18 protein-coding genes are annotated in these 14,985 nt (G+C 70.8%); 11 read left to right on the top strand and 7 right to left on the bottom strand.

The annotated features are described in order from the left end of the window. Window positions 1–7 precede the first annotated feature (7 nt). Window positions 8–2,092, top strand: a complete 2,085-nt coding sequence (flhA, locus tag H2038_RS06480; RefSeq protein WP_292110746.1) for a flagellar biosynthesis protein FlhA — start codon at window positions 8–10, stop codon at window positions 2,090–2,092. A gap of 34 nt (window positions 2,093–2,126) precedes the next feature. Here the strand turns inward: flhA and H2038_RS06475 are convergent, their stop codons facing one another. Beyond that, window positions 2,127–2,837, bottom strand: coding sequence for a hypothetical protein (locus tag H2038_RS06475; RefSeq protein ID WP_292110586.1), 711 nt, complete (start codon window positions 2,835–2,837; stop codon window positions 2,127–2,129). A gap of 118 nt (window positions 2,838–2,955) precedes the next feature. On the opposite strand from H2038_RS06475, the gene H2038_RS06470 reads away from it, so the two are divergent. From H2038_RS06470 to H2038_RS06450, 5 genes are all read left to right on the top strand, one after another. Further along, window positions 2,956–4,488: a sensor histidine kinase gene (locus H2038_RS06470; RefSeq protein ID WP_292110583.1), complete on the top strand. Its 1,533-nt coding sequence runs from the start codon at window positions 2,956–2,958 to the stop codon at window positions 4,486–4,488. Next, window positions 4,485–4,910: a response regulator gene (locus H2038_RS06465; RefSeq protein ID WP_292110580.1), complete on the top strand. Its 426-nt coding sequence runs from the start codon at window positions 4,485–4,487 to the stop codon at window positions 4,908–4,910. The genes H2038_RS06470 and H2038_RS06465 overlap by 4 nt, the downstream gene beginning before the upstream one ends. After that, the gene (locus H2038_RS06460; protein WP_292110577.1) at window positions 4,907–5,953 is read left to right on the top strand and encodes a histidine kinase dimerization/phosphoacceptor domain -containing protein; all 1,047 of its coding nucleotides are present in this window, start codon (window positions 4,907–4,909) and stop codon (window positions 5,951–5,953) included. The genes H2038_RS06465 and H2038_RS06460 overlap by 4 nt, the downstream gene beginning before the upstream one ends. Then, window positions 5,953–6,405, top strand: a complete 453-nt coding sequence (locus tag H2038_RS06455; protein WP_292110574.1) for an NUDIX domain-containing protein — start codon at window positions 5,953–5,955, stop codon at window positions 6,403–6,405. Before H2038_RS06460 ends, H2038_RS06455 begins: the two co-directional genes overlap by 1 nt. A gap of 83 nt (window positions 6,406–6,488) precedes the next feature. Next, window positions 6,489–6,674 carry a CsbD family protein gene (locus H2038_RS06450; protein ID WP_292110571.1) on the top strand — a complete coding sequence of 62 codons (186 nt, stop codon included), beginning with the start codon at window positions 6,489–6,491 and terminating at the stop codon, window positions 6,672–6,674. 57 nt (window positions 6,675–6,731) lie between these two features. Here H2038_RS06450 and H2038_RS06445 read toward each other — a convergent pair whose 3' ends face one another. The 6 genes from H2038_RS06445 to H2038_RS06420 are packed head-to-tail and all read right to left on the bottom strand — an operon-like array spanning window position 6,732 to window position 10,410. After that, window positions 6,732–7,247 (bottom strand): hypothetical protein, encoded by a 516-nt coding sequence (locus H2038_RS06445; RefSeq protein ID WP_292110569.1) that lies wholly within the window; start codon window positions 7,245–7,247, stop codon window positions 6,732–6,734. 29 nt (window positions 7,248–7,276) lie between these two features. After that, complete coding sequence (locus tag H2038_RS06440; RefSeq protein WP_292110566.1) at window positions 7,277–8,455, bottom strand: VWA domain-containing protein; 1,179 nt, start codon at window positions 8,453–8,455, stop codon at window positions 7,277–7,279. Beyond that, window positions 8,455–8,772, bottom strand: coding sequence for a HepT-like ribonuclease domain-containing protein (locus H2038_RS06435; protein WP_292110563.1), 318 nt, complete (start codon window positions 8,770–8,772; stop codon window positions 8,455–8,457). Before H2038_RS06435 ends, H2038_RS06440 begins: the two co-directional genes overlap by 1 nt. 28 nt (window positions 8,773–8,800) lie before the next feature. Further along, window positions 8,801–9,094 carry a nucleotidyltransferase domain-containing protein gene (locus H2038_RS06430; protein WP_292110561.1) on the bottom strand — a complete coding sequence of 98 codons (294 nt, stop codon included), beginning with the start codon at window positions 9,092–9,094 and terminating at the stop codon, window positions 8,801–8,803. Window positions 9,095–9,119: 25 nt separating this feature from the next. Then, window positions 9,120–9,848: a DUF72 domain-containing protein gene (locus H2038_RS06425; protein ID WP_292110560.1), complete on the bottom strand. Its 729-nt coding sequence runs from the start codon at window positions 9,846–9,848 to the stop codon at window positions 9,120–9,122. A gap of 34 nt (window positions 9,849–9,882) precedes the next feature. After that, window positions 9,883–10,410: a GNAT family N-acetyltransferase gene (locus tag H2038_RS06420; RefSeq protein ID WP_292110558.1), complete on the bottom strand. Its 528-nt coding sequence runs from the start codon at window positions 10,408–10,410 to the stop codon at window positions 9,883–9,885. 148 nt (window positions 10,411–10,558) lie between these two features. Here H2038_RS06420 and H2038_RS06415 point away from each other — a divergent pair, with 148 nt between their 5' ends. The 5 genes from H2038_RS06415 to dxs all read left to right on the top strand — a co-directional run bounded on the left by H2038_RS06415 (window position 10,559) and on the right by dxs (window position 14,946). After that, window positions 10,559–11,239, top strand: coding sequence for a histidine phosphatase family protein (locus H2038_RS06415; protein WP_292110556.1), 681 nt, complete (start codon window positions 10,559–10,561; stop codon window positions 11,237–11,239). A gap of 49 nt (window positions 11,240–11,288) precedes the next feature. Next, a complete protein-coding gene (locus tag H2038_RS06410) occupies window positions 11,289–11,537 on the top strand; it encodes an exodeoxyribonuclease VII small subunit (protein WP_292110553.1) in 249 nt (82 codons plus the stop codon). Then, window positions 11,537–11,890 carry a tRNA-binding protein gene (locus H2038_RS06405; RefSeq protein ID WP_292110550.1) on the top strand — a complete coding sequence of 118 codons (354 nt, stop codon included), beginning with the start codon at window positions 11,537–11,539 and terminating at the stop codon, window positions 11,888–11,890. The genes H2038_RS06410 and H2038_RS06405 overlap by 1 nt, the downstream gene beginning before the upstream one ends. A 50-nt stretch (window positions 11,891–11,940) precedes the next feature. Next, a complete protein-coding gene (locus tag H2038_RS06400; protein ID WP_292110743.1) occupies window positions 11,941–12,810 on the top strand; it encodes a polyprenyl synthetase family protein in 870 nt (289 codons plus the stop codon). Window positions 12,811–13,035: 225 nt separating this feature from the next. Continuing rightward, entirely contained in the window at window positions 13,036–14,946 is a 1,911-nt protein-coding gene (dxs, locus tag H2038_RS06395) for a 1-deoxy-D-xylulose-5-phosphate synthase (protein WP_292110547.1), read from the top strand. Window positions 14,947–14,985: the final 39 nt, after the last annotated feature.

Here is a 14,985-nt window from a genome sequence, read left to right as displayed (position 1 = left end):
GCCGCTGATGAAGGACGGCATGGCCCGTCCCACCGCCGGCGACATGCGCGGCTGGCTGCTGCGCGGCGAGGTGCTGATGGCGCTCGGCGTGATCGGCATCATCATGCTGCTGATCGTGCCGGTGCCCGGCATGCTGCTGGACCTGCTGCTGGCCATCTCCATCGTCGGCTCGGTGCTGATCCTGATGACGGCCCTGCTGATGAAGCGGCCGCTCGACTTCGCCATCTTCCCGACGGTGCTGCTGGTCGCGACCCTCTACCGCCTCGGCCTCAACCTCGCCTCGACGCGCCTGATCCTCAGCCACGGGCACGAGGGCCACGACTCGGCCGGCCAGGTGATCCAGGCCTTCGGCAGCCTGATGATGGGCGGCAGCTTCATCATCGGCATCATCATCTTCGCCATCCTGCTGGTGGTGAATTTCGTGGTCATCACCAAGGGTTCCACCCGGATCGCCGAGGTCAGCGCCCGCTTCACCCTCGACTCCATGCCGGGCAAGCAGATGGCGATCGACGCCGACCTGTCGGCGGGTCTGATCGACGAGGACACGGCCAAGCTGCGCCGCAAGGAGCTGGAGCAGGAATCGACCTTCTTCGGGGCCATGGACGGCGCCTCGAAGTTCGTGCGCGGCGACGCCGTCGCCGGCCTGATCATCACCTTCATCAACGCCCTCGGCGGCATCCTCATCGGCGTGCTGCAGCACGGCCTGCCGGCCGGCGAGGCGGCCAACACCTACGTCCTGCTCACGGTCGGCGACGGCCTCGTCACCCAGGTGCCGGCCCTGATCGTCTCCATCGCCGCCGGCTTCCTGGTGTCGAAGGCGGGGGTCGAGGGCTCGGCCGACAAGGCCCTGGTCAGCCAGCTCGCCACCAATCCTGTCAGCCTCGGCGTGGTCTCCGGCGCCGCCGGCCTGATCGGCCTGATCCCCGGCATGCCGCTGCTGCCCTTCGCCGCCCTCGCCATCGGCGCCGGCTTCATGGCCTGGCGGCTGGGCCGGGCCCGGCTCAAGCCGAAGCCCGTCGATCCCGAGGCCGTCGTGGCCGGGCCGAAGGAGGACGTCGAGGAGCCGATCGGCACCGCCCTGTCCATCGACGAGGTCAAGATCGAGCTGGGCTACTCGCTGCTGTCCCTGATCAACGACCTCGAGGGCCGCCGCCTGACCGACCAGGTCCGCGCCCTGCGCCGCTCCCTGGCCCAGGAGTACGGCTTCGTCATGCCGTCCGTGCGCATTCTCGACAACATGCGCCTCGGCACCCAGGGCTACGCCATCCGCATCAAGGAGATGGAGGCCGGCCAGGGCGAGGTCCGTCTCGGCTGCCTGATGGCCATGGATCCCGCCGGCCGCCAGGTCGAGCTGCCCGGCGAGCACACCCGCGAGCCCGCCTTCGGCCTGCCCGCCACCTGGATCGACGAGAGCCTGCGCGAGGAGGCCACCTTCCGCGGCTACACCATCGTCGATCCCTCGACGGTGCTGACCACCCACCTGACCGAGATCCTCAAGGAGAACATGGCCGACCTGCTCTCCTACGCCGAGGTGCAGAAGCTGCTGAAGGAGCTGGGGCCGGAAGAGAAGAAGCTGGTCGACGAGCTCATCCCGGCGGTGGTCACCGTCACCACCCTGCAGCGCGTCCTCCAGTCCCTGCTGCGCGAGAAGGTCTCGATCCGCGACCTGCCGGCCATCCTCGAGGGCCTCGCCGAGGCCGCGCCGCACACCTCCTCGGTCACCACCCTCGTCGAGCACGTCCGCGCCCGCCTCGCCCGGCAGCTGTGCTGGCAGCACAAGGGCGAGGACGGCGCCCTGCCGATCGTCACCCTGTCGCCGGAGTGGGAGCAGGCCTTCGCCGAGAGCCTCGTCGGCCAGGGCGAGGAGCGCCAGCTGGCCATGGCCCCGTCGAAGCTGCAGGACTTCATCCGCGCCGTCCGCGACGTGTTCGAGCGCGCCGCCATGGCCGGCGAGACGGCGGTGCTGCTGACCGGCCCGCAGATCCGCCCCTACGTCCGCTCGATCATCGAGCGCTTCCGAGGCCAGACCGTGGTGATGAGCCAGAACGAGGTCCACCCCCGCGCCCGGCTGCGCACCATCGGCTCGGTCTGAGTCATTCCTCGCCGGCGGGGGAGGGGGAAGCCCGCTACGGCGCTTCCGTCCAGCCGCCCGCCGAGGCCGCCCGCGCCGCCTCGTTGGCCGGCCGCGCCACCAGTCCCGACTGGGTGATCCAGATCTCGTAGCGCGCCCCGTCGGCCATCGGCATGTAGGCCGCCCCGCCGTACAGGGTGTCGACCGCGTCCACGTACCGGCGATGACGCCGCGCCAGCTCCCAGGCGTCCAGCCGCCACGGCAGCCAGTCCGGCCCGGCGTCCCCGCCCGCCAGCGGATGCACGCTGCGCTCGGCCTCGATCTCCTGCTGCACCGACCGGTACCGCCCCGACAGCCGGTCCAGCCGGTATTGCGCGTCCAGCCCCAGCACATTGGCCCACGGCTTCCACTTCAGCACCTGGGCCTCGATCCGCCACTCGTCGCCGTGCAACGGATACAGGCTGGTCGCCGCCGGCGCGCGCTCCCCCCGCGCCGGCTGGATCAGCGTCGCCTCGTAGTACTGCGGCCCGAGCTGCCGGGTCTCCAGCGTCGCCACCGGCCGTTCGTAGGTCAGCCGGGCGTAGGTCTGCACGTCCAGGGCCAGCAGGGCCGCGATCGTCGCGGCCGCGGTCAGCAGGGCCCCCGTCCCGCCCCCCGCCAGCCCGGCGACGAACCGGCCGCGGAACAGGGCGGCGAGGCCCCGGAACAGCAGCGTCAGCCCGAGAAGCGCGACCACCGCCGGCGCAATCCACCACCACCAGACCATCAGCCCGCCCCTTTTCGCCCTGAACGCCGCAGACTGTACCCATTTGTGGGGAGGCGGCGAGGGTTTCTCTCCTCACGCGACTGGACAGGGCCATTCCCCCCGCTAATGCTCCCGGCCGATGATTTCGGCCTCGCGCGACACCCTCCGGGCCTTCGGCCGGTTCCTCAGCTCGCCGACCCTGGGTCGCCGGATCGCCGCGCTGCTGGCCCTCGCCATTGTCCTGCTGCTGGCCATCAACCTGGCCGTCTTCGTGATGATCCGGCGCACCGCCGAGTTCAACGACACGGTCGAACAGGCCCAGCAGGTGCGTTTCCTGTCGCGCCAGCTTCTGACCCGCCTCGTCGACGCCGAGACCGGCCAGCGCGGCTTCATGCTCACCGGTCGGCCGACCTACCTGACCGTCCATGACGAGGCGCGGCGCGAGCTGCCGGAGCTGTTCGCCGAGCTCACCGCCCTGACCGCCGGCGATCCCGACCTGCAGCCGCGCGTGGAGCGGGTGCGCGAGCTGTCCGACGAACGACTGGCCCTGATGGACCGCACCATCGGCTTCGCCCGCACCGGGCGCATCGGCGAGGCCGTGGCCGACGTCCGCAGCGGCCGCGGCAAGGCCATGATGGACGCCATGCGGGTCGAGATCGAGGCCATCGACGAGATCCAGGTCACCCGGCTCCAGTTCCGCACCCGGCAGTCGGAGTGGTCCGGGGCGGTCACCGTCCTCGCCAACGCCATCGGGGCGTTGCTGATCCTCGTTCTGGCCGGGGTCAGCGCCTGGCTGATCCGCCGCTACGTCCTCGAGATCCAGCAGGCCCGCGACGCCATCGCCGCCCTCAACGCCAGTCTCGAGACCAAGGTCCGCGACCGCACCGCCGACCTCACCCGGGCCAACGAGGAGATCCAGCGCTTCGCCTATATCGTCAGCCACGACCTGCGCGCGCCGCTGGTCAATGTGATGGGCTACACCTCCGAGCTGGAGCAGGCCAACAAGGTGCTGGCCCGCCAGATCGACACGATCGAGCACCGGGCGCCGAAGAGCCTGGATCCGGACGCGGTGGTCGCCGTGCGCGAGGACGTGCCGGAGGCGATCGGCTTCATCCGCGCCTCGACCGAGAAGATGGACCGGCTGATCAACGCTATCCTGCGCCTGTCGCGGGAGGGGCGGCGGGCCCTCGTCGTCGAAAGCCTCGACATGACCAGCATGGTCGAGGCGATCGCCGCCAGCGTCCGCCACCAGACCGCGTCCGCCGCCGCCGAGGTCCTTGTCGAGCCCCTGCCGTGGCTGGAGAGCGACCGCCTGTCGGTCGAGCAGATCTTCGGCAACCTCGTCGACAACGCCCTCAAATACCTCGATCCGGCCCGGCCGGGGCGCATCGTGGTCTCCGGACGGGAGGAGCCCGACGGCCGCGTCGTCTACCGCGTGGAGGACAACGGCCGCGGCATCTCCGAACGGGACCACGAGCGGATCTTCGAACTGTTCCGCCGCTCCGGCCGCCAGGACCGCCCCGGCGAGGGTCTCGGCCTGGCCTTCGTGCGCAACAGCGTTCGCCGTCTCGGCGGCGAGATCAGCGTCGAATCCGAGCTCGGCCGGGGCTCGACATTCATCCTGAAATTCCCCAAACGCCTGAGCCTCGCCGACGCCGGAGACTTCACATGAGCGCTTCCGTCAAGATCGTGATGATCGAGGACGACCTCGGCCACGCCAAGCTGATCGAGAAGAATATCCGCCGGGCCAACATCGCCAACGAGATCGCGCACTTCTCGGAGGGCGGCGCCGCGATCGACTTCCTGTTCAGCGAGGAGGTCCGCCAGAACGGGCCGTTGCTCATCCTGCTGGACCTGAATCTGCCCGACATGTCCGGCACGGACATCCTCGCCCGGGTCAAGGGCGACGAACGCCTGCACCGCGCGCCGGTCGTGGTCCTGACCACCACCGACGACAAGCTGGAGATCCAGCGCTGCTACGACCTCGGCTGCAACGTCTACATCACCAAGCCGGTCGATTATGAAAGCTTTGCGGGAGCCATTCGCCAGCTTGGGCTTTTCCTCTCGGTGATGCAGGCGCCGGAGATCGAGTGAAGGCTGCGGGGGAGGTCATTCGCCTGCTCTACATCGACGATGACCGCGGCCTGTCGCGGCTGGTCGAGAAGGAGCTGGGGCGTCACGGCTATGTCGTCACCTGCGCGCCCGACGGCGACGCGGGGCTCGATCTTCTGGGCGCGGCGGCCGGGCGCTTCGACGTCGTCGCCCTTGACCACTACATGCCCGGCCGCGAAGGCCTCGACGTGCTGCCCGACATCATCGCCCTGCCGGACCCCCCGCCGGTGGTCTACGTCACCGGCGCCCAGGAGGGCCGCATCGCCGTCGCCGCCCTGCGCGCCGGTGCCGCCGACTATGTGATCAAGGACGTCTCCGAGGACTTCACCGCCCTTCTCCGCAACGCGCTCGAGCACGCCCTGCAGGCGCGCCGGCTGAAGCGGGAGCACGAGGAGGCGCAGGAGCAGGTCCGGCTCGCCCGCGACCGGGCCGAGGCCATGCTGCGCGAGGTCAACCACCGCGTCGGCAACTCGCTCCAGCTGGTCTCCAGCTTCATGTCCCTGCAGCTGCGCCACCTCACCGACGAGGGCGCCCGCGCCGCGCTCCGCGAGTCCCAGGCCCGCATCGAGGCCGTCGCCCACGTCCACCGGCGGCTCTACACCTCCGGCGACATGGCCTCGGTGGCCATGGACGAATACCTCGAGGGTCTGATCGACGAGCTGTCCAAGTCGCTCGGGCCGGACGCCGGATCGCCGCGGGTGGTGCTGAAGGCCCGGCCGATGCGGGTGTCCACGGACCAGGCGGTCTCGCTCGGCGTGGTCGTCACCGAGCTGGTCACCAACGCCGCCAAATACGCCTACGCGCCGGGGGCGGGCGGCGAGATCCGCGTCATCCTCGAGCCGGACGGCGACCGGCGCGCGCTGCTGACGGTGGAGGACGACGGTCCCGGCATGGGCGACGGCAAGCCCAAGGGCACCGGTCTCGGCGGCAAGATCGTCTCGGCCATGGCCGCGGGCCTGCGCTCCTCCGTGGAGCTGGACCCGGACCACAAGGGCGTGCGCGCCCGTCTGGCCTTCGATCTCTGATGCGGCCGGCCCTGCAGTTCGGCCGGCGCGACGCGGGTCTGGACTATCCGGACCGCGCCACCGCCTTCGGCCTGGTGTTTCACGACGCCCGCCTCGCCTGCGTCCGCGTCGACCGCGGCGCGGGCAGCTACTACGACCTGCCCGGCGGCGCGATCGACGGCGACGAGACCGAGGAGCAGGCGCTCGTGCGCGAGTTCCTCGAGGAGACCGGCATGACGGTCGAGCCGGTCGAGCGCATCGCCGCCGCCGGGCAGTATTTCCGCAAGTCGGACGGGACGCCCCACAACAACGTCGGCGGCTTCTGGATCGCCCGCCGACTGTCGCTCGATCCCGCCGCCAAGATCGAGGACGACCACGAACTGGTCTGGCTCCACCCGCACGCGGCCCTCGCCGAACTGCGCCACGACGCCCACGCCTGGGCGGTCGCCGCCTGGCTGCGTCATCACGCCTGAGTCAGGCGCGGAACGGCCGCCGGGGCGACCCGTTGAGGTTCCGACGCGCCGCCACCCTGGGGGCGCCGCACAAGGAGGGTCTCATGGCCGATCATGACCGCGTCGAAGGTTCCGCCAAGAACATGGGCGGCAAGGTGAAGGAAGCCGCCGGCGACCTCACCGGCGACCAGAAGCTGAAGACCGAGGGCAAGGCCGACCAGGTGGAAGGCAAGGTCCAGAACGCCGTCGGCGGCGTGAAGGACTCGCTTCGCGACGACAAGCGCCACTAGTCCCGGCTCCCGCCGGCGAACGCGCCGCCCCTTCCGGGGGCGGCGTTTTCTGTGCGGTCAGTCCTCGCCGCCCAGCCGGATGCGCAGGCCCTCGTCGCGTTCCTCCTGGTCGTTGACGGTGCATTCCTCGCGGAAGGCGACTCCGCCGCCGTCCGTCACCCGGGGCCGGGTCGTGCAGGTCCGCTCGCGCAGCTGCGGGCCTGCGGGGACGCTCCGCCCTCGCCGGGCGCACTCCAGTCCGTAGCCGTCGTCCCCCGCCTCCTGCCGGCAGCTGTCGGCGGCGGCCTCCGGAGCCAGCCCCGCCGGCAGGGCGGCGCCCAGATGCGCCGCCAGCACGCTGCGCACCCGTGACTGGCAAGCCTCCAGACTCTCGTCGGCGCCGCGGATCATCGGATTGCACTGGGCGCGCTCGTAACCATAGGGGTCCGTGCGGGCGCTGTCGGGAATCGGCGGCGGGGCCGGCGCGGCGGGCGCCTCGGCCGCGGGGGGCGGGGGCTCCGACCAGACCACCTGTCCGGTGGCGGCGGGCGCGGTCTGCGGCAGCAGCAGCAGGGCGATGACGGCGGCGAGCATCGAGGTCCTCCTCTTCGTGACCCGACGGCCTATTTGGCCAGCGCCCGCATCGCCTTGTCCAGCCCTTCCAGGGTGAGCGGGTACATCCGTTCGTCGACCAGTTCGCGGATCATCCCCACCGACGGCGAATAGCTCCAGTACCGCTCGGGCGCAGGGTTCAGCCACGCCACCCGGTCCCACTGCTGCGTCGCCCGCTTCAGCCAGACGGCGCCCGCCTCCTCGTTCCAGTGCTCCACCGAGCCGCCCGGCATGGTGACCTCGTACGGACTCATCGTGGCGTCGCCGACGAAGATCGCCCGCCAGTCGGCGGCGTACCGGTGCAGCACCTCCCACGTCGGGATCTTCTCGGTGTGCCGGCGCCGGTTGTCCTTCCACACGCCCTCGTAGAGGCAGTTGTGGAAGTAGAAGAATTCCAGATGCTTGAACTCGGTCTTCGCGGCCGAGAACAGCTCCTCGCACATCTTCACATGGGCATCCATCGATCCGCCGATGTCGAGGAACAGCAGCACCTTGATGGTGTTGCGCCGCTCGGGCCGCATGTGGATGTCCAGCCAGCCCTGCCGCGCCGTCCCGTCGATGGTGGCGTCCATGTCCAGTTCGTCCGGCGCGCCCTGCCGGGCGAACCGGCGCAGGCGGCGCAGGGCGACCTTGATGTTGCGCGTGCCCAGCTCGACGCTGTCGTCGAGGTTCCGGTACTCGCGTTTCTCCCACACCTTGACCGCGCGCCCGTGCCGGCCCGGACCGCCGATGCGCACCCCCTCGGGATTGTAGCCGCCGTGGCCGAAGGGGCTGGTCCCGCCGGTGCCGATCCACTTGTTGCCGCCCTCGTGCCGGCCCTTCTGCTCCTCCAGCCGCTGCTTCAGCGTCTCCATCAGCATTTCGAACCCGCCCAGGGCCTCGATCTGCGCCTTCTCCTCGTCGGTGAGGAATTTCTCGGTCAACAGCCGCAGCCAGTCCTCGGGGATGTCGGTGGTCAGGTCCTCGCCCGCGCCGACGGTCTCGATCCCGGCGAACACCTTGCCGAACACCTGGTCGAACCGGTCGTAGTGCTTCTCGTCCTTGATCAGCACCGCCCGCGACAGGTGGTAGAAATCCTCCACCCGACCGCCGGCCACGCCGCGATCCATGGCCTCCATCAGATGGAGCCATTCCTTCATGGAGACAGGCACTTTCGCGTCGCGCAGGGCGGTGAAGAAGGGGAGGAGCATCAGTCGAAGACGTCCGCGGGTGTGGGCGGGAAGGGGAGTGTGCGGGCCAAAAGCGGGGCTTCAGTGGCGGCGATCTTCCACAGTTCGCCGTGATCGATCTTCCGGTATTCGTGCGCGATCAGGTGCCGAAGGTTTGCGATCCTTCTCCACTCGATCTGTGGGTGCAGCGCCCACGTTCCTCGACCGATCCGGTTGGTCGCTTCCCCGAGCATCAGGAAACGAACGGCGAGCGCATCGGGCTTGAAGCGATCAGCCAGGAAGTCCTCGCGGACCTGGCCCTCGACCAGGTCCGCGATCTCCCTGAGGATGCGATGCATCTCGAAGAGAAATGCGGCGTCCCTGGGGTCAGACAACAAGAGCGTCGCGCTCCGCTGTGTACCGGATGTAGGGGTTCGTCAGCGCCTGCTCCGTGACCACCTGGACATCGAGCCCCAGCTTCTCGCTCAGCCCGGCTTCGACATCCGGTCGCCCCCAGCTCCCGGGCAAGGGCCGCGTGACCTCCACCAGCAGATCCACGTCGCTGTCCGGCCCCGCCTCGTCGCGGGCATAGCTGCCGAACAGGCGGACGTTGACGATGCCCTGCGCCTCCAGCCAGGGCTTCAGTTCGCGCAGCTTGGCCAGCAGTTCGTCGCGGGTCATGCCCTCAACATAGCGCGTCGGCCCGTCAACCGGAACGCTCCAGCAGCCCGATCAGCTGGTCCGCATCCTGCGGCGCGGCGCTCTTGATGTCGTTGTCGAAATAGACGAAGACGTCGCGCGCCTTCCGCCACCGGCGGATCGCCTGCGCCCAGTCCGTCAGCGCCCCCTCGCCGTAGCGGCCGTGATACCGGCCGCCGGGGCCGTGTCCCCTGAGGTAGATGAAGTCCGCCGTCGCCTCCCACGGCGCCGGGGCGTGGTGGTGATCGGAGATGCACAGGGCCACGTTCCGCTTGCGCAACATCGCCAGCACCTCGTCGGCGTACCAGCCGGGATGGCGGAACTCGACGCTGTACCGGTGTCCCCCCGGCAGGGCGTCGAGGAAGCTCTCCAGCCGTTCGTCGTTGCGGTGCAGGTTGGGCGGCAGCTGGAACAGGATCGGCCCGATCTTCGGCCCCAGGCCGGCGATCCGCCCGAACATGTAGGCCAGCGGCTCGGCCGGATCCTTCAGCTTCTTGTTGTGGGTGATGAAGCGGGAGGCCTTCCAGGCGAACACGAAGTCGTCCGGCGTCTGCGCCCGCCACCCCGCCACCGCGCGGTCCGTCGGCATGCGGTAGAAGCTGGCGTTGATCTCCAGCGTGCGGAACCGCCGCGAGATGTATTCCAGCCGCCCCGCCGCCCTGACCTCTTCGGGATAGAACGGCCCGTTCCAGTCCTTGTAGGCCCAGCCCGAGGTGCCGATCCGAACGTCGCCCATGCCGGCCGAACCGACGGCGGCCGCAACGGTTCCGCTAGCCGCGGCGCAGGATGAACTCGTCGTCCAGCCAGCGCCCGACCGGGTACTGGTACTCCCCGGCCTTTTCGAAGCCGTAGGCGGCGTACAGCTTCTGGGCCTTCAGATTGCCGCTCCACACGCCGATCCACAGCGGCCCGTCGGTGTGCGCCTCCATCCACGCCAGCGCCGTCTCCAGCAGCCGCGTGCCGAGGCCGAGGCCCTGCGCCGCCTTCGACACATAGAGGCGCCGCAGCTCGGCGTGGCTCGCCCGCGCCTCGGGATGGGGGAGGGTGTTCGGCCCGGCGTTGGCGAAGGCCAGCAGCCGCCCGTCCTGCTCGGCCACCCACCACGCCGCCCCGGGCTCCTTCAGCTTCGTGCGGATCGTCTCCGGGCTGAAGCTGGCGTCGAGGAAGGTTGTCAGGTCGTCGGCCGGGTAGGGGATGCCGAATCCCGCCACGAAGGTGTCGATGAAGGTCTGCCGTCCCAGCTCGCCCAGGGCCGGGGCGTCGGCGTCGACGGCAGGGCGGATCACGGCTTCGTTCATCCCCGGCGCCTAGCCCGGCGCGCCCGCCGCGGCAAGCCCGGCGCCGACGAGGTTGTCACCCCGCCCGATGGCGGCTACCACCTGCAGGGGGGCGTGTCGCTCGGCGAACGCCCGGGTCAGGCTTTGGGGAGGACAAGGGTCGGAACGCATGGGACTTCCCGACCTGTCGCGCATGTCAGCCCCCGCCCGCGAGCCCTCGGCAGAAACCGGCGCCCCGCCTGCGCCGCTCCCGCGCGCCGCCGCCCTCGTGGCGGTGCGGCCGGGGGCCATCATCCTCGCCCGCCACGGCGAGCCCGCCCTGTCGCGCAAATGCCTGCTCACCGCCGACCAGTACCGCGACTGGTGGGCCCGCTACGAGGTCGGCGGCCTGCGCGCCGGCCAGACCCCGCCGCCCGAGCTGGTCGCCACCGCCGAGGGGGCCGGCGCCATCTACGCCTCCACCCGCCAGCGCGCCCAGGAGACCGCCGCCGCCGTCGCCGCCGGCCGCGAGGTCATGTCCGACGCCCTGTTCATCGAGGCGCCCCTGCCGCCGCCCCGCTTCCCCGCCTGGTTCAGGCTGCCGCCCAAATACTGGGGCGCGGTGGCCCGCTTCTGGTGGCACGCCTTCAACCATCACGAGGGCCAGGAGACCCGCGCCGAGGCCGAGAGGCGGGCGGAGCAGGCGGCCCAGGCCCTGATCGAGCGCGCCGAGTCCGGCCAGGACGTGCTGGTCCTCGCCCACGGCTATTTCAACCACATGGTCGGCCGCCGCCTGAAGGCCGACGGCTGGAAGCTCGTCCACAACCAGGGCTTCAAATACTGGTCCCAGCGCCGCTACGAGAAACGCTGATCCGCCGCGCCCCTTGAGGCGCACGGCGCCCGCCTCTAGGGTCCCGCCGATGACCGACGCCGCCGCCATTCCCGCCGACCTCAGCTTCGAGGACGCCCTCCAGCGCCTCGAGCAGATCGTCCAGAAGCTCGAGTCCGGCCAGGCGCCGCTCGAGGAGTCGATCGCCCTCTACGAGGAGGGCGCGCGCCTCAAGGCCCACTGCGAGGCCCGCCTGAAGGCCGCCCAGCTGCGCGTCGAGAAGATCGTCGTCGGCGCCGACGGCCAGGCCCGCGGCGTCGAACCCGCCGCGTTCGAGTGATGTCGGGTCCGCCGTCCGAACGGATCTCGTTCGACGACTTCCTCCGGGTCGACATCCGCGTCGGCGAGGTCGTCCGGGCCGAGCCGTTTCCGGAGGCGCGCAAGCCCGCCTACCGCCTGACCATCGACTTCGGCCCGGACATCGGGGTGAAGAAGTCCTCGGCCCAGATCACCGAACACTACACCCTCGAGGAGCTGCACGGCCGCAAGGTCGCCGCCGTGGTCAACTTCCCGCCGCGCCAGATCGGCCCCTTCATGTCGGAGGTCCTGACCCTCGGCTTCCCCGACGCCGACGGCAAGGTGGTCCTCGTCGGCGTCGACCGCGACGTCCCGCCCGGCGGGAGGCTGTTCTGACCGTCCCCCCCTCCAGGATCCAGGCCGCCAACTCGCCGGAGCAGGGCGTCATCGACCGGGTGGCCGAGGTCGCCGACCTCGTCACCGTCGCCCTCGACGAGCTGCTGCCGCGCGCCGACGGCCCCGAGTCGCGCCTGACCGAGGCCATGCGCTACGCCGCCCTCGGCCCCGGCAAGCGGCTGCGCCCCTTCTTCGCGCTGGAGGCCGCGCGCCTGTTCGACATCGAGGAGCGGGCGGTGCTGCGCGCCGCCTGCGCCCTCGAGTGCGTCCACGCCTACAGCCTCGTCCACGACGACCTGCCGGCCATGGACGACGACGACATGCGCCGCGGCCGGCCGACCCTGCACCGCGCCTATGACGAGGCCACCGCCATCCTCGCCGGCGACGCCCTGCAGACCGCCGCCTTCGACATCGTCCTGCACCCCGACACCCACGAGGACCCGGCCGTGCGCTGCGAGCTGGCCGCCCGCCTGTCGATGGCGTCCGGCGCCCGGGGCATGGCCGGCGGCCAGATGATCGACCTGCTGGGGGTCCGCGACGACCTCGGCGGCGTCGCCCGCATGCAGCGGCTCAAGACCGGCGCCCTGTTCACCTACGCCTTCGAGATTCCGCTGATCGTCGCCCGCGCCCGCGAGCCCGAGCGCCAGGCCCTGACCAGCTTCGCCCACGACATCGGCCTGGCCTACCAGATCGTCGACGACCTGCTCGATGTGGAGGGCGACGAGGACCTGCTCGGCAAGGCCGCCCGCAAGGACCAGGCCCAGGGCAAGACCAACTTCGTCACCCTGCTCGGCGTCGAGGCGGCGCGCTCCCGCGTCGACCACCTCGCCGCCCAGGCCCGCGCCCACCTCGACCTGTTCGGCCCCGACGCCGACATCCTCAAGGCCAGCGTCGACTACGTGCTGCAGCGCCGGACCTGAGGCGAGGGGATGAACGGCCGGACCGCCCGCCCGGCGACATCGTGGACACTCGCCTGTTTGTCCGGGCCGACGTAGACTGGCGGCTTCGGATATGGCTCCCCCCGCCGCTCGCCGGGGAGCCGATCACGAACTGCTCAGGAATCTCTCACTGGCATTCGCCGTGCGAGGCGTTCATGGGATAGCCTCATCGTTTCGCCCGCCCCGGGCGCTGTTCACGTTGCCCCGATGCCCGACACCCCGCTCCTCGACCAGGTCAAGCTGCCCGCCGACATGCGCGGTTTCGACATCGCCCGGCTGAAGCAGCTGGCCGACGAGGTGCGGGCCGAGACCATCGACGCCGTCTCCACCACCGGCGGCCACCTCGGCGCCGGCCTCGGCGTGGTCGAGCTGACGGTGGCCCTGCACCACGTCTTCGAGACGCCGAAGGACATCCTGATCTGGGACGTCGGCCACCAGTGCTATCCGCACAAGATTCTGACCGGCCGGCGCGACCGCATCCGCACCCTGCGCCAGGGCGGCGGCCTGTCCGGCTTCACCAAGCGCTCGGAGAGCGAATACGACCCCTTCGGCGCCGCCCACGCCTCGACCTCGATCTCGGCCGCCCTCGGCTTCGCCGCCGCCCGCGACCAGAAGGGCGGAGACAACAGGGTCGTGGCCGTCATCGGCGACGGCTCCATGTCCGCCGGCATGGCCTATGAGGCGATGAACAACGCCGTCGAGGCGACGCGCGGCCAGCTGATGGTGGTGCTCAACGACAACGACATGTCGATCGCCCCGCCCGTGGGCGGCATGAGCGCCTATCTCGCCGGCCTGGTTTCCGGCGGGACCTACCGGGGCATGCGCAAGCTCGGCAAGAAGTTCGCCGAACACCTGCCGCGCCCGTTCAAGGACGCCGCCCGCAAGGCCGAGGAATACGCCCGCGGCATGGTCACCGGCGGCACCTTCTTCGAGGAGCTCGGCTTCTACTACGTCGGCCCGATCGACGGGCACGACATGGACAACCTGGTGCCCATCCTGAAGAACGCCGCGGCCATCACCGACCGTCCGGTGCTGGTCCACGTCGTCACCCAGAAGGGCAAGGGCTACGCCCCGGCCGAGAGCAGCGCCGACAAGCTGCACGCGGTGGTCAAGTTCGACGTCGTCTCCGGCAAGCAGTCGAAGCCGGCCTCCAACGCCCCCAGCTACACCAAGGTGTTCGGGACCGAGCTGATCAAGCACGCCGCCGCCGACCCCTCGATCGTCGCCATCACCGCGGCCATGCCCTCGGGCACCGGCCTCGACCTGTTCGGCCAGGCCTATCCGGACCGCACCTACGACGTCGGCATCGCCGAACAGCACGCCGTCACCTTCGCCGCCGGCCTCGCCGCCGACGGCATGAAGCCGGTCTGCGCCATCTATTCGACCTTCCTCCAGCGCGGCTACGACCAGGTGGTCCACGACGTCGCCATCCAGTCGCTGCCGGTGCGCTTCGCCATGGACCGGGCCGGTCTCGTCGGCGCCGACGGGTCCACCCACGCCGGCTCGTTCGACATCGGCTACATGGGCGCCCTGCCGGGCATGGTGCTGATGGCCGCCTCGGACGAGGCCGAGCTGGCGGCGATGATCTCCACCTCCCTGGCCATCGACGACCGCCCCTCGGCCTTCCGCTACCCGCGCGGCGACGGCGTCGGCGTCGAGATCCCGGAGCTCGCCGCCCCGCTCGAGATCGGCAAGGGCCGCATCGTCCGCGAGGGCACGACGGTCGCCATCCTGTCGCTCGGCACGCGCCTGCAGGAGTCGCTCAAGGCGGCCGAGGCCCTCGCCGCCCGCGGCGTCTCGGCCACCGTCGCCGACGCCCGCTTCGCCAAGCCGCTGGACGCGGATCTGATCCTGCGGCTCGCGCGCGAGCACGAGGCCCTGATCACGGTGGAGGAGGGGGCCATGGGCGGCTTCGGCGCCTTCGTGCTGCAGCTGCTGGCGGAGAAGGGGGCGCTCGACGCCGGGCTGAAGATCCGCACCCTGCACCTGCCCGACGTCTTCCAGGACCAGGACGCGCCCTTCGCCCAGTACGAGGCGGCGGGTCTGAACGCCTCCCACATCGCCGCCGCGGCCCTGCAGGCCCTCGGCGTCGAGGCGACCCGCGCCGTCCGCGCCTGAAGGCAACCCCCCGGGGGCGTCCGCCGTTCTGTTCCCGGT

This window comes from Brevundimonas sp. (assembly GCF_013912005.1).
GTDB lineage: Bacteria > Pseudomonadota > Alphaproteobacteria > Caulobacterales > Caulobacteraceae > Brevundimonas.
The sequence above is the reverse complement of the archived record's forward strand: the minus strand, read 5'-3'. Positions and strand labels throughout refer to the sequence as shown.

Excerpts from the sequence above, each read along its gene's own strand:
- flhA (WP_292110746.1), top strand. The coding sequence starts at position 8 with ATGAAGGACGGCATGGCCCGTCCCACCGCCGGCGACATGCGCGGCTGG.
- H2038_RS06475 (WP_292110586.1), bottom strand. The coding sequence starts at position 2,837 with ATGGTCTGGTGGTGGTGGATTGCGCCGGCGGTGGTCGCGCTTCTCGGG.
- H2038_RS06470 (WP_292110583.1), top strand. The coding sequence starts at position 2,956 with ATGATTTCGGCCTCGCGCGACACCCTCCGGGCCTTCGGCCGGTTCCTC.
- H2038_RS06465 (WP_292110580.1), top strand. The coding sequence starts at position 4,485 with ATGAGCGCTTCCGTCAAGATCGTGATGATCGAGGACGACCTCGGCCAC.
- H2038_RS06455 (WP_292110574.1), top strand. The coding sequence starts at position 5,953 with ATGCGGCCGGCCCTGCAGTTCGGCCGGCGCGACGCGGGTCTGGACTAT.
- H2038_RS06450 (WP_292110571.1), top strand. The coding sequence starts at position 6,489 with ATGGCCGATCATGACCGCGTCGAAGGTTCCGCCAAGAACATGGGCGGC.
- H2038_RS06445 (WP_292110569.1), bottom strand. The coding sequence starts at position 7,247 with ATGCTCGCCGCCGTCATCGCCCTGCTGCTGCTGCCGCAGACCGCGCCC.
- H2038_RS06440 (WP_292110566.1), bottom strand. The coding sequence starts at position 8,455 with ATGCTCCTCCCCTTCTTCACCGCCCTGCGCGACGCGAAAGTGCCTGTC.
- H2038_RS06435 (WP_292110563.1), bottom strand. The coding sequence starts at position 8,772 with ATGCATCGCATCCTCAGGGAGATCGCGGACCTGGTCGAGGGCCAGGTC.
- H2038_RS06430 (WP_292110561.1), bottom strand. The coding sequence starts at position 9,094 with ATGACCCGCGACGAACTGCTGGCCAAGCTGCGCGAACTGAAGCCCTGG.
- H2038_RS06425 (WP_292110560.1), bottom strand. The coding sequence starts at position 9,848 with ATGGGCGACGTTCGGATCGGCACCTCGGGCTGGGCCTACAAGGACTGG.
- H2038_RS06420 (WP_292110558.1), bottom strand. The coding sequence starts at position 10,410 with ATGAACGAAGCCGTGATCCGCCCTGCCGTCGACGCCGACGCCCCGGCC.
- H2038_RS06415 (WP_292110556.1), top strand. The coding sequence starts at position 10,559 with ATGGGACTTCCCGACCTGTCGCGCATGTCAGCCCCCGCCCGCGAGCCC.
- H2038_RS06410 (WP_292110553.1), top strand. The coding sequence starts at position 11,289 with ATGACCGACGCCGCCGCCATTCCCGCCGACCTCAGCTTCGAGGACGCC.
- H2038_RS06405 (WP_292110550.1), top strand. The coding sequence starts at position 11,537 with ATGTCGGGTCCGCCGTCCGAACGGATCTCGTTCGACGACTTCCTCCGG.
- dxs (WP_292110547.1), top strand. The coding sequence starts at position 13,036 with ATGCCCGACACCCCGCTCCTCGACCAGGTCAAGCTGCCCGCCGACATG.